The organism is Oscillibacter sp. PC13 (assembly GCF_900115635.1).
In the GTDB taxonomy this organism is placed as follows: Bacteria; Bacillota; Clostridia; order Oscillospirales; family Oscillospiraceae; genus Oscillibacter.
On the sequence record NZ_FOXE01000030.1, the window covers coordinates 1 to 12633 of the forward strand.

The following is a 12633-nucleotide window of genomic DNA, read 5'->3' on the forward strand; positions in this document are numbered from 1 at the left end:
ACAAGTACATCACCCTGCCCCGCGACCCTGCTCTGGCGGACTCCGCCGCGGACGTCCTCCCCGAGCCCGTCCTCTGCGGCGAGGCTGTCGGCACCCTGGTCGTGAAGAAGCCCTTCCAGCGCATTGACCACGCTGACCCCAAGTTCCAGGTTCGCTGAAATTCGTGTAACACGGATAAAATGTCATAATAAGGGGGAGCGGCTTGTGCCGCTCCCCCCTCTTGATTTTCAGGTACGTTCTTCAAAAATCACAATTTCTTAAAGCCACTGCGTACAGAACCTATGGAATCCATCTTACCATCTATTGTTTTGACTCATGTTTTCGCCTGCTTGGATGGTACATCACGCAGTTTTGTTTGCTTTCCCATTTTCACATCATTCGTTCTTCATATTTCTGATTCAGCCAAGCACGCAATTCTGCAGCGCCCTCTTTTGTCCATGGGAATTCTGCCTGATCAACATTTTGTGCTTTCTCAAAGCAGATATCCTCATATACCCACATTTTAATCGTGCCGTCATTCATTTTGCCGTTGTGCTGAAACCTGTATCTGAATTTCCCAAGGCTTCCCGGAAATACAACGGCCTTCTTGAAAAATACCGGTGTCAATTCTGCAAATCTGTCCATGATGTTCTCCCCTGTTTTTTCACATTCTATCACAGCCATCTTTTTTCGACAAGAACATGCTGTTTGCAGCATATTGCATTTAAAATTAAAATGAGCCCTCTTTGTATCGGCCTCTGCATTTTTCAGCATCTAACCTCTTTGTAAATACCCCGTATTTTATTTGTTGGGAGGTCTCCAACCCCCTCTGAAATTGCTTTTTCACTTCTTAATATGGAAAAGTTTCTGAATTGCCAAAGGCCAGCAAAGAAAAGCGCTGCAAATTTTTTAACTTACAATGATTTGCTTCATTCTTATAACTCAGAACGCCCTTGATATTCACTGCGAATGATGCTCTCCATCTCTTCCGGCGTTTCTTTGCACCCACCTGCCAGCCACTTTTTTACTATCGCATTCAATCCGCTTCTGAAAAACTCTATGTGATACTCAATATATTGATTATCAAAATGCTGTTTTGCTTGATAAATATCATAGTGTCCCAGCTTGAATTGGTTGTCATATCCAAGTTTGAAGTACGTGCGGTAAAATAATTGATTTTCTTTAATATGATGGAACAGCCGCAAATAATCATTGCTATTAAATTTCTGCTTTCCGCATCATTATACTCAATTTATAAGAAAGTAACAATTGTTGTTTGAATAATTTATGGAGGCGCTTTTAGATGAAAACAGCAGTTTTGCCGCAATGGTATTGGGCACAGTCAGTGTGGTTTTCTTTGCCCTCGGTATGTGCATGGCACTTATTTCGGAATGGTGCGCTTTTAAGCCGGGTATTGTTTTCGGCTGCATTGGTCTGTTTCTCGGTCTTGTGACCTTAATCGTATGGAGAAAAATGGAGCATAAAGTTCCTATCCGTTTTCCAGCCAAAACCCTCCTTACGGTTATTGTTGGCGTTGTTGGCGCTTTAGCGCTGGGCGTTGGAATGTGCTTTTAGCATGGTCTTGGAAAAGATGATAATGGGTGTGGTAATCGGTCTTGCCGGTATCATTATCCTGCTCTGATTAATTCCTTTAACAAAAGGCATTCAGGAGTGAGCACCACATGCTGTCTGCTCTATACATGGAGCAGAAAAATATAGCGGTAAGACAAATCCCGTTTTCAAAATCGGCGTATATGCTGTTCTTATTCAAAATATTTATTTGAAATAGTTTGGAATGGAGAAGATTACGGGTTGCAGCCTCTCCAATTTACAACTTGCAGCTGCCGCATAAATGAGTTTTGACGTCTGCAGTATCAAAAACAATGTTTGCTTCCTTTGGCAAATTGCCCAGCAGGAACGCGTACATGATGAACGGATTAACTGGTGCTGCAGTCTGCCTGTCTGTATGGATGTCCGGATTGAACCGGATAATCAGCAAAATAAAAAGGAAGGTAGATGAAGATGGCAAAATCAAAACTTGTAAAAGCAAAGGAAAAAGTTGTTGCTTTTGAAAAAATTGAAGATACGGTTGTCGGTGGCTATACGAAAATAGAGGACGCTTTCGTTGTTCGCTATCTTGCAAAGGACGGTGAACGTATTGAGGAAGCAGAAGAACGATTAAAACGTAAGCGTGAACCTTCAAAATAATGTGATACAATCCAAACGAGCACGTGGAAAAAAGCGGGCAAAAAGCAATTGCTTTTGCCCGCTTTTCTCTGTATCCTCTATGGAAGCTACTCTAATTCCTTTTATTGGTTGGTCGGTCGCTGCTTTACATGTAGCCAGCGGCTCCTTATCAGCGCTTTTTTACGCTGAGTACTTGCTTTTACCGAAAGACAGAGGCACCGTGTTCCACGTCGCTGGCATTATCCATAAACAACCGCAAGACGCCATGCTTTTCCGGAAGGTTTGGTTTTTGATAGCGTTTGCGCCGTTCCTCCAAAATTTTCTCCATCTCTTCCGGACGGCATGGTTTCCCATCCACGCCGACCAGTTCCAGCCTGCCGCTTGGAATGTCAATGGAGAGCAAATCATTTTCCTCCACCAGAGCCAGCGGTCCTCCGTCCGCAGCTTCCGGAGAGACGTGTCCAATGCATGGTCCCTTTGTCGCGCCGGAGAACCGTCCATCCGTGACGAGTGCGCAATGCTCCAGTCCCGGGATATTGCACAGCTTTTCAGATGTCTTCAGCATTTCCGGCATGCCGGCTCCCTGTGCGCCTTCATAGCGGATAATGACGACATCCCTTCCGGAAATTTCCCCTCGGTCAATGGCATCGATGGCCGCTTCCTCACTGTTAAAGGGCTTCGCAATGCCGGTCACCACCTGCATATCCTCCGGTACAGCCGCACTCTTGACCACGGCACCGGCGGGCGCAATGTTTCCGTGAAGCACCGCAATCCCGCCCTGTGGGCGGAAAGGCGCGCTTTGCGGGCGAATGACATCCTGAATTTTCAGATTGAAATTGGAAAGATACCGCTCCCGGGAGGCAAAGAAGCCGTTCTGCTCCAAGTCATAGAGGTTTTCCCCTACCGTTTTTCCTGTCACAGTCATAGCCGTCAAATCCAGATCGTTTTTCAGCTCCCGCATAATGGCGGGAATTCCGCCCGCATACCAGAAAATCCGAGTTGGCCATTTTCCGGACGGCATGACGGAACAGAGCACCGGCGTCTCCCGGTTCACTCTGGCAAAGTCCTCCAGCGTCAGTCGGATCCCTCCCTGTGCGGCAATCGCCGGCAGGTGCAGCAGAATATTGGTGGATCCGGCAATGGCGGCATGGACATGCATCGCATTTTCAAAGGCCGCCCGCGTCATAATGTCCCGCGGACACAAATTTTTCTCCAGCAGTACGCCGATCTGCCGTCCAGCCTCTTCAGCAAGGTGCTGCAGCGGCCCCGTCGATTGAATCACCGCATTTCCCGGCAGACTCATCCCGAGCGCCTCAGCCATCGATTGCATGGTGGAGGCCGTTCCCATATACTGGCATGCACCGCAGCTGGGGCAGGCTGAGTACTTGTGAACAAACTCCTCGTCCGGGGTCATTTGGCCAGTCCGGACCAAATCATTGGTGCCGTAGCAAACCTCCGCCGAGGTCTGTATTCCCGGTCCCAGTTCCATGGAGCCGCCGGACACATGAATTCCAGGCATGTTCAGCCGCAGGTGTGTCATCAAAAAGGCCGGGATGGATTTATCGCAGGAGGCAAATGTGATCAGGCCATCAAACGGTCCGGACATCATGTGAATCTCCGCCAAGGCAGAGATGAGATCTCTGGACGGGAGTGAGTAATTCATGCCATCATGTCCGGTGGCCACGCCGTCGCAGATATCGGAAATAAAGTATTTTGCCCCCATCAGCCCGTTGGCCAGACAAGCGGCTTTTGCCGCATCCACCACTTGATCCAGATGATGGCTTCCGGGATGTGCGTCGCCGAAGGTGCTCTCCAGCAAAACCTGGGGCCGATCCAGCAATTGCCTGCTCCAGCCGGTTCCCAGAAGAATCGGATCCACCTCTGGTCCTTCTTTTCGGATATCTTGACTTCTCATAAATTGACCAGCTTCTTTCCTTTCCATCTCTGTAAGAGGGAACCCCGTTCATCAAACTGCAGTTCAAAGGGTTCGCCCACCTTTTCAATGCTGGGATCTTCTCTCAGGGCATCTTCGTAAAGCGCCTCCGATACGGCCAGGTACTCCAGCGAGTTTGTATCTTGAATATACAAAACATGCGCCTTGCTGGGATCTTCCAGCCCTACCGTCTCCACCGCAGCATTCAGCGCCTCCCTGTCATCCAGCATGAAACACGGCAGGCATCCTTGCTCCGGTGCCATGGAGGAATATGCATTCAGAGAGGTTGCGTGAATGTTGATCTTGTCATGCACTGCCATAGTGGAGTAATCTGCAAGGCCGATGCCAATGGCGTTGCCATGAGAGGCCTCTGTGATATCCAGCACAACAATACGGCCGATTGCCGGTGTCTCCGGCTCCTTTTGACCGATAATTCGAATCCGTCCCACAACCTTTGTATCCATTCCGGTGCCGGAAATGTTCTTTCCAATCTCTCCAATTATCAAGGCATCGGCCTTAGACACCGGCAGCTTGACAGCCTGATCCTTCACCGCCTGCAGCAGATCTATCTCCCGCTCCACAAAATTCTCCGGCAGAACCGCTTCTACACGATCCAGTTCATGCTTCCAGTTCTCTGTCAGCATAAAGCCAGCCACCACCGGCAGCCTTTTCAACATTACGGCAGCCGTCTCCCTGATGACCCGGCCATATCCAAAGCGCAGGGCGTTGGAATGTACGTTTTTGCAGCCGGTGGGATTTCCAACGCCGATGGCCAGCAGTTTCAGCAGTCCGCTCTCCGTGACATCTTCAAAATCCGTGTGCATCTTGACCCGGTTGATCAGGATTACCGCATCATACCCCAGAGGCAGCGTGTTGCCGTAAACGGGAATCCCGGATTCTGTAACGCCGTACTGTGTGGTCTCTGCGCAGGTCTCCACAGGAGCGCCCACTGCCTCCTCATAAATTCCAAGAGAGCGGAGCATCTCCCGCTGGCCGGCAGCATTGCCGTCTCCATGACAGCCCATGGCGGCAAAAATAACCGGCTGGCCGCCTGCATCGCGAACCACCTTGACAACGTTTGACACGATCTCCACCATCCGGCTGATACCGCGGCTGCCCACGGCGATACCGACCTTCCTGCCGCGAAGGACTGTGGGATCAAATTGAATATTCTGCAGCGTCTTCTGAATGGTTTCCCGCATGTCCCCCACAGGCTTGTTTGCCGGGCGGTTCTGCCGGATTAAAAGCATTTTGGGAAGCATTGCTCTTCATCCTTTCCTATTTTTTCAGGTTAAAATCGGAGAAATTCGATACAGTCCAAACTCCCGGTGTCCCAGACATTCCGAGGCTGTTTCCTGACCCTCTGCCGTACGGAGAAGCAACTCGTAAAGCATGTCGCCGCCCTCTCGAACGCTCATGGTCCGGCTCACAATCCCGGAGAGGTCCGCATCGATATTTTCCGTCATTTTTTCGGCAACGATCCGGTTTCCTGTCAGCTTGATTACCGGCGAGGCTGCAAAGCCCATCGGCGAGCCGCGTCCGGTGGAAAACAGGAGCACCTGGGCACCACCGGCGCTCAATCCCAGCGAGCATGCCAGGTCATTCCCCGGTGTATCCATGAAAGAGATGCCGGGTGTCTTGGCCGGTTCCGCAAAGTTTAATACATCAGAAATTGGAAGTGTGCCAATTTTACACACCGCTCCCAGGGACTTCTCCTCTATGGTTGTCAGGCCACCGTCTATATTTCCGGGCGAGGGCTGGCTCATCCGCAGATCCACCTTCATATCCAGTGCCACCTGCTCCACGCGCTTGATGCGGTCGCAGATCCATGTGTAGTGCTCCGGGCGGGTGCACCGTTCCTTGAGAATGCCTTCCGCCCCCATCAGCTCGGTGGTTTCACCGAAGATCACTTTACAGCCTGCCTCACAAAGGTGCTCAGCCATTTTCCCCATCGCCGGGTTTGCCGCCAGGCCGGAGGTGAAGTCCGACCCACCGCATTCCAGCCCCACTGTCAGGGCCGACAGCGGGAACTCCGTCCGCTCCATCTGGGTAAGCTCTGCGGCATACTGCCGAATGATTTCCACACCGTGCGCAATGCTCCGCGTGGTTCCGCCTTCCTCCTGAATGGTCAGGCAGGCGCAGCGTGTCCGCTTTTTGGAAATTTCCGCACATAGGTCAGCCGCCTGAATTTCTTCACATCCCAAACCGACCACCAGAACTGCGCCAACATTCGGATGAGTTCCCATTCTCTCCAGGCACTGGAAGGAGAGCTTTAAATCATCACCCAGCTGATCACATCCGTAGGCATGTGTATAGGCATCTGCCAGGGGAACCTGCGCGGCAATCTGCTCTGCCACATGGTTGGCGCAAGCCACCGTGGAAATGACAGCAACTCGGTTCCGGACACCTGCTTCACCATCTTCCCTCTGATACATCTGCAGCGTCTTCATAGATCTCCCCGCCCTCTCGCACTGGAGAGATTGTCCGTATGAACATGTACTCCCCGTTGAATTTCTCTTGTGACAATGCCGATGGCGTATCCATATTTGACCACCTCGTCACCTATATGAATCGTCCGAAGGGCCATTTTATGCCCCCGCGGAATGTCATCTCTTGCTGTAATATGGTCCTCCTCCAGGCCGTCTGTATCAGCAATTGCCACATCATCGCCCTTTGCAATGTCTTCCATCGCTGTGGCCACGTTGTCTGTTTTGGCCAGCTGCAGTGCATTTCTACTCACTGTCTTCACGCTCCATGTAGTAAAGATATGTGTTTAATAAATTTAACCCCCGCGGAATTTCCGCGGGGATTGAAAAGGGAGGAACGATTAGCCGTAAATCAGGTTGGGTAGGAACATCACAAGTCCGGGAAGGGCTGTACAAATCACGATTGCCAGGATTGCCGCTCCAACCAGAGGCAATACATATTTGACTTCTTGTTCGAACTTGATACCTGCGATACTGGCTGCAATGTACAAATCCTCGCCGACGGGGGGAGTTGCCATACCCAGAGACAACGTCATAACCACGATGACACCGAAATACACAGGATCGATGCCCAAGGAGGTTGCCACCGGCAGCAAAATGGGCACCACCATCAGCACAGACGCGCAGCACTCCATGAAGCAGCCCATAAACAGCAGCAGCAGAATGGTCAGCGCCATAAAGACAAACTTTCCGCTGGAGACGGCAGCAAACCAGCCGCCGATGGCCGCTGCAATTCCCTTGATATTCAGCACCCATGTAAAAGCACCGGCGCAGCCAACAATCAGCATAACCAAAGAGGTATTGGCAGCTGTATCGATCAAGATCTTGAGAATGTCCTTGGCGCTCAACTCACGATAAATTACCAGGCCGGCGAACAAGCCGTAAGCAGCTGCCACAGCGCCCGCTTCCGTGGGGGTGAAGATGCCGGAATAAATACCACCCAGAATAATCACTGGAACCAGCAGCGCCCAAAAGGAATCCTTGAATGCTTCCCATGCCTCGTGCTTGTCATATTTGCTCTTGCTCTCTGCGCCAAAGCCCTTTTTCTTGCAGATATATCCGGAGACGCCCATCAGGCAAAGCGCATAAATGAGGCCTGGGATTAGGCCGCCTGCAAACAGCGCTCCCACAGAAGAACCGGCACTGATGGCATACACCACCATGGGGATGCTGGGGGGAATGATGGGGCCAATCGTACCGGCCACACACTGGACACCAGCAGAGAACTCCGGCGGGAAGCCTTTTTTCTTCATTTCAGGAATCATCATACCGCCGATGGCCGCGCAGGTGGCCGGAGCGGAGCCGGACAGAGCGGCAAAGAAAGCAGAAGCCAAAATCATCACATGGGTCAGGCCTCCGGTAATCCAGCCCACCAATGCGCTGGCCAACCGAATCAGGCGGCGGGACATGCCGCCGGTGGCCATCAGGGAACCGGCAAACATAAAGAATGGAATTGCCATCAGTGTGAAGCTGTTGACACTGGAGTAAACCTTGGACGCAAAGTTCAGCAGCGGCAGACCACCGGCAACAATCGTAATCAACGTTGCGCCGCCGATGCAGGCTGCAATGGGCAAGCCGCCCAGCAACAGCACAAACAGGCAGACAAACAGGATAATACCGATTGACATATGTACACCTCGTATCAATTCAGGTTAACGGCAGCGGATATGCAATTGCTTCTCTCTGCCGTAATTGTCGTTTTACTGAGAGCTTTTATTCAGTGACAGTCTCTTTTTCTGCACCGCTCCGCATCATTTTTGCATCATCCAGAATCATTTCAATCAGCCGGAGAATGCTCATGGCGCAACCAACCGGGAGCGCGGAATAGGGAATTACCAGCGGAATATGCGCGGCCATACTGTATTTTCCGACAACATTTGCCAATGTCATGCTGCTGGTATACAGCAGGATTACAAAAAATACAATGGTTGCAAGATTAATCACAATGTTGACGATGTGTTTGGCTTTGTGGTTGTTCTTGCCGCCAATCCGATCCACCAAGAACGTGACGCCGACATTGATTCCGCTGTAAAACGCATAGGAAGCAGCGCCGAATACGCACCAAGTCAGGCAAATCAGAGTCACCTCTTCTGTCCAACCAATGGGGCTTTTGAACACATACCGACAGATAACCGCCACAAAGACAAGGGCCGTCATCACGGCAACGGGTACAACACAAAAAATCTTCTCTAGGACGCCTAAAAGCCTCCAGAGGAAAAAGCGGGATTCTGTCGTCTTCGGAGTTTCAGACATTATTTATTTCCTCCCAAATTGAATAACTAGCACGGCCGGCACAATCTAAGATACAGCTCTTAAATTGTGCCGGCCGTATAAAAGTTTACGGGTTTGATGCGCCTATCTCCCTATATATTTTCTGATGGTATATTAAAAGAGTAAAGCGCCCATCTGTTTAACCAGCCTTCTGTGCCTCAGCAATGCACTTCTGATACAACTCGTAAGCCTCAGAGCCCATCTTGTCTGCAAACTGAGCGGGAACATCCTTCACGGCGTCCACAAAGGTCTGGCGCTCTGCATCAGTCAGTTCATAAACGTTCATGCCGGCGTCCTTCAAATCCTGAAGCTTCACATCCTCCAGCTCAACTGCCTGCTGACGCATATAGTCGCCGGCCTCCTGGCTGGCCTGCTCGACCCAGCCGCGCTGCTCGTCAGTCCAAGACTCCCAAGCGGTACCACTGATAATGAAAGGAGACACATCATGGACATGGCGGGTCATAATCAGGTTCTTTTGAACTTCCTGGAATCGGCTTCCAATGATGTTGAACACCGGATTCTCCTGTCCGTCGACAACACCCTGCTGCAGGGAGCTGTAAACCTCAGAGTAAGCAATGGGAGTAGCGGCAGCACCAATGGCATTCCAGGCAGCCAGATGGGTTTCTGCGTTCATAACACGAATTTTTACGCCCTTCAGATCAGCCGCGGTATGGACCTCTTTGCTGGTGGTGGTCAGATTCCGGAAGCCGTTGTCCCAGAAATAAGTCACAACCAAGCCGGTTCCGTCCAGAGAGTTTTTCACATAATCGCCGTACTCGCCGTCATAGAAAGCCCAAACTTGATCATAGTTTGCAAACTGGAAATAGAAGTCCGCCGCATACATAGCAGGTGCATAGTTCTGCAGTGCGCAGCCAGAGGGGACAGAGAAGGTAACAGAGTCACCATAAGACTGCATCTCCACGACCTCGTCCTCACCGCCTAAGCCGGAGTTGGGGTGAACCGTGGTCACCATCGTGCCACCGCTGAGCTCCTCCAAGCGATCGGCAAAATACTCTGCACCCAGATGCACGGGATGCTCACTGTCCAAGGTATGGGCCAAGGTCAGCTGCAGAACTTCACCGGAAGCGGCGCCAGCGCCGCTGGCAGCATCGCCATCAGCCGGAGCGGAGGTGTCAGAACCGCCGCAGGCGGCCAAGCTGAGTACCATCAGCAGAGCAAGAACTACAGAAAGCATTCTTTTCATGTGATAATCTCCTTTTCCATATTTACCATAGATGTTCATTCCATGTTTTGCATGGAATGAATGAAAGGGATGTCCCTTTCATCTGCACTTCCGGCTGAAAAACTTTTCTGCAGCTGGAAGCTTGCATATTTGGTTGATATTGGGGATTAGCGAACCTGGAACTTGGGGTCAGCGTGGTCAATGCGCTGGAAGGGCTTCTTCACGACCAAGGTGCCGACAGCCTCGCCGCAGAGGACGGGCTCGGGGAGGACGTCCGCGGCGGAGTCCGCCAGAGCAGGGTCGCGGGGCAGGGTGATGTACTTGTATGCCTCAAACTTGCAGGTCAGAGAGGTGTTGCCCACCTTTTCAATCCAGCCGGTGTACTCCATGAAGTCGCCGGCGTAGACGGGAGCCGTGAAGCGGACGTTCTCATAGCCCAAAAACAGGCTCTCGTCGCCGAACAGCCGGATGGCCAGCTCCGTGCCCACATCGCCCCAGAAGTCCAGAATGTGGGAGCCGTTTACCAAGTCGCCGGCATAGTGCGCCTCGCCAGCGGACATCCGTACTCTCAATGTTACCTTTTCGCCAATCATGTCATTTTCCTCCTCATAAAATAAAATGTTTAATTTTTTCGTTTTCCGTATAATAGAATCTAATTCTATCTTTTGGAATCTATAGCATAGTATAAATTACAGAGCGTTCTTTTGTCAATTAGCAAACTCACTATATAAATGGCCATTTTTTGTGTGTATTTCCTTAACGCCCAAAATTCATTATACAAATTTTGTATATATTCGCAACGCACAATTCCTTAAGGCTAAATAGTAAAAATCATGTTAATAATTCACAAAATTTAATGGCTTTTTTATCATTATCTGTTCCATTTATCAATATCTTCTTGCCAATTCTTTTTCCTGTTTGATACTGCTTTCTTTCTTATTTTTTAAAAAATTTTGACAGCGCAAGGCCGAAAAATCAATATATAAAATATAATTCTATATATTAAAATCAACTTGTAAATTTACCAAAACTGTGCTATTATTAAAAAAGTCATCAATTCTTTTTCAAGTATTATCATCCGCCAGGAGGAAGTCATATGAAACGCAGTGATTACAGGCCTAAATACCCTGTACAGACACTTGAAAAATCCATGGATGTTCTTCTCTATATGGTAAACCATCCAAGTGTAAGCGGAAACACCATTACAGAAATCAGTGATAATACGGGTATCAGCAAAAGCGGCGTTCACAGAATTCTAGATACCTACTTATCCTATCGAATTGTGGAAAAGTTGGACTCCGCCCAAACCTACCGTTTGGGATGGGGACTCTATGAGTTGGGTCTGTCCGTCCCCTCCACCAATAATCTTCTTTCCACGGACTACCGGGACATGATGTCCGAGCTTTGCAAAAGTCTTTCTGAAACGGTCAATCTTGCAATCCGAAGCGACAATGATGTTGTCATTATTGATAGGCGGGAACCGGAAAGCCGCCTTCATGCTTCTACTATGATTGGTGATTTGCAGCCGCTGCATACAACTGGCCTCGGGAAGATTTATCTGTCCGAATTCACGAACCAGGAAGTTCAGGAGTATTATGCAACACACAAAATTACTCAAATGACTGAGAATTCCATTATGACAGCGGACGCCATGATTGCTGAGCTGACAAAAGTCCGCAAGCTGGGATATGCTATGGATTGCTGTGAATTTGAGCCAGACCTGATTTGTGTTGCTATGCCGATTCTGGATTATACCGGAAAAATTGCAGCGGCCATGAGTGTCAGCGGCCATGCGTCCCACATGACGGATGAAAAAATTGACCGTACTGTCACAGAACTGCGCCGAGCCACTCTCAAAATTTCGTTTTCTCTAGGATACCAGGATCCCGCACAGGGTGTCTATATCCGCCGGTAAACTCGTTTCTCTTTTCTGAATATGTCTTTTGTCTATCCGCCAGTGAAAGTTCACTGGCGGATAGATTTTTTGCTCACTCCTCAACGTCCTTGAGGCGGGCGACAAAGGGACTGGTGGTGGAGCTGACCTCCGGGGCCTCCTTCGTAAAGCGCTCTACATTCAATGCGCTCTCCCGCACCGGCGTAATGGTGCCCGCGCCGGCCACGCAGCCCCCCGGACACGCCATCCCCTCCAGCAGGTAGCCGTCCCGCTTCCCCGCCTTCGCCATCATCAGCATCTTTTTGCACTCTTTCAACCCGTCTCCGTACTCGTACTTCACTTCACGTCCAGGCTCCATGTGACTGATGGCCTCCGCCACCGCTGCCGCCACGCCCCCGACCACTGCGAACCCCCGGCCCATTGCCGTCCCCTCGCTCATGTCGTCGTTCGGGTCGCCCTCCAGCTCCCCAAAGTCGATGTCCTTCGCATCAAATATCCCCTGCAGCTCCTCAAACGTCAGCACAAAGTCCACATCCGACCGCACCGACCTCCGGTTTGCCTCCAGCTTCTTTGCCGCGCACGGCCCAATAAAGCAGATCCGCGCGTCCGGATGATCCTTTTTCACCATCCGCGCCGTAATCACCATCGGCGTCAGCGCCATCGAGATGTAGTCCTTGAACTGCGGGAACAGCTTCTTCGC

The 12633-nt window shown here is 50.6% G+C and carries 14 protein-coding genes; 3 read left to right on the top strand and 11 right to left on the bottom strand.

The annotated features are described in order from the left end of the window. Positions 1-369: 369 nt before the first annotated feature. Entirely contained in the window at positions 370-753 is a 384-nt protein-coding gene (locus BMZ81_RS13490) for a hypothetical protein (protein ID WP_242942654.1), read from the bottom strand. Positions 754-914: 161 nt separating this feature from the next. Next, entirely contained in the window at positions 915-1184 is a 270-nt protein-coding gene (locus BMZ81_RS13495; protein ID WP_347498088.1) for a TetR-like C-terminal domain-containing protein, read from the bottom strand. Positions 1185-1266: 82 nt separating this feature from the next. Between BMZ81_RS13495 and BMZ81_RS13500 the strand changes: the two genes are divergently transcribed. Together BMZ81_RS13500 and BMZ81_RS13505 are read left to right on the top strand one after the other, a co-directional pair. Continuing rightward, positions 1267-1554, top strand: a complete 288-nt coding sequence (locus tag BMZ81_RS13500) for a hypothetical protein (RefSeq protein ID WP_347498089.1) — start codon at positions 1267-1269, stop codon at positions 1552-1554. A 447-nt stretch (positions 1555-2001) separates the two neighbouring features. Next, a complete protein-coding gene (locus BMZ81_RS13505; protein ID WP_091133000.1) occupies positions 2002-2187 on the top strand; it encodes a hypothetical protein in 186 nt (61 codons plus the stop codon). A 178-nt stretch (positions 2188-2365) separates the two neighbouring features. Here BMZ81_RS13505 and ilvD read toward each other — a convergent pair whose 3' ends face one another. From ilvD to BMZ81_RS13545, 8 genes are all read right to left on the bottom strand, one after another. Then, a complete protein-coding gene (gene ilvD / locus BMZ81_RS13510) occupies positions 2366-4081 on the bottom strand; it encodes a dihydroxy-acid dehydratase (protein WP_091132979.1) in 1716 nt (571 codons plus the stop codon). Further along, positions 4078-5361 carry a nickel pincer cofactor-dependent isomerase, group 22 gene (locus BMZ81_RS13515; RefSeq protein WP_091132980.1) on the bottom strand — a complete coding sequence of 428 codons (1284 nt, stop codon included), beginning with the start codon at positions 5359-5361 and terminating at the stop codon, positions 4078-4080. The genes ilvD and BMZ81_RS13515 overlap by 4 nt, the downstream gene beginning before the upstream one ends. Positions 5362-5385: 24 nt before the next feature. Beyond that, the gene (locus BMZ81_RS13520) at positions 5386-6549 is read right to left on the bottom strand and encodes a UxaA family hydrolase (protein ID WP_091132983.1); all 1164 of its coding nucleotides are present in this window, start codon (positions 6547-6549) and stop codon (positions 5386-5388) included. Beyond that, positions 6546-6839: a UxaA family hydrolase gene (locus BMZ81_RS13525; RefSeq protein WP_207645629.1), complete on the bottom strand. Its 294-nt coding sequence runs from the start codon at positions 6837-6839 to the stop codon at positions 6546-6548. The genes BMZ81_RS13520 and BMZ81_RS13525 overlap by 4 nt, the downstream gene beginning before the upstream one ends. 87 nt (positions 6840-6926) lie before the next feature. Further along, on the bottom strand, positions 6927-8213 hold the full coding sequence (locus BMZ81_RS13530) for a TRAP transporter large permease (protein WP_091132986.1): 1287 nt from the start codon (positions 8211-8213) through the stop codon (positions 6927-6929). Positions 8214-8298: 85 nt separating this feature from the next. Then, on the bottom strand, positions 8299-8838 hold the full coding sequence (locus BMZ81_RS13535; RefSeq protein WP_091132989.1) for a TRAP transporter small permease: 540 nt from the start codon (positions 8836-8838) through the stop codon (positions 8299-8301). Positions 8839-8995: 157 nt separating this feature from the next. Next, the gene (locus BMZ81_RS13540; RefSeq protein ID WP_177187326.1) at positions 8996-10060 is read right to left on the bottom strand and encodes a TRAP transporter substrate-binding protein; all 1065 of its coding nucleotides are present in this window, start codon (positions 10058-10060) and stop codon (positions 8996-8998) included. 146 nt (positions 10061-10206) lie between these two features. Next, positions 10207-10632 carry a hotdog fold domain-containing protein gene (locus BMZ81_RS13545; protein ID WP_091132994.1) on the bottom strand — a complete coding sequence of 142 codons (426 nt, stop codon included), beginning with the start codon at positions 10630-10632 and terminating at the stop codon, positions 10207-10209. A gap of 503 nt (positions 10633-11135) precedes the next feature. On the opposite strand from BMZ81_RS13545, the gene BMZ81_RS13550 reads away from it, so the two are divergent. Beyond that, the gene (locus BMZ81_RS13550) at positions 11136-11954 is read left to right on the top strand and encodes an IclR family transcriptional regulator (protein ID WP_091132996.1); all 819 of its coding nucleotides are present in this window, start codon (positions 11136-11138) and stop codon (positions 11952-11954) included. 73 nt (positions 11955-12027) lie between these two features. Here the strand turns inward: BMZ81_RS13550 and BMZ81_RS13555 are convergent. Beyond that, a partial coding sequence (locus BMZ81_RS13555) for a [Fe-Fe] hydrogenase large subunit C-terminal domain-containing protein (protein WP_278308890.1) occupies positions 12028-12633 on the bottom strand: 606 nt, incomplete at its 5' end.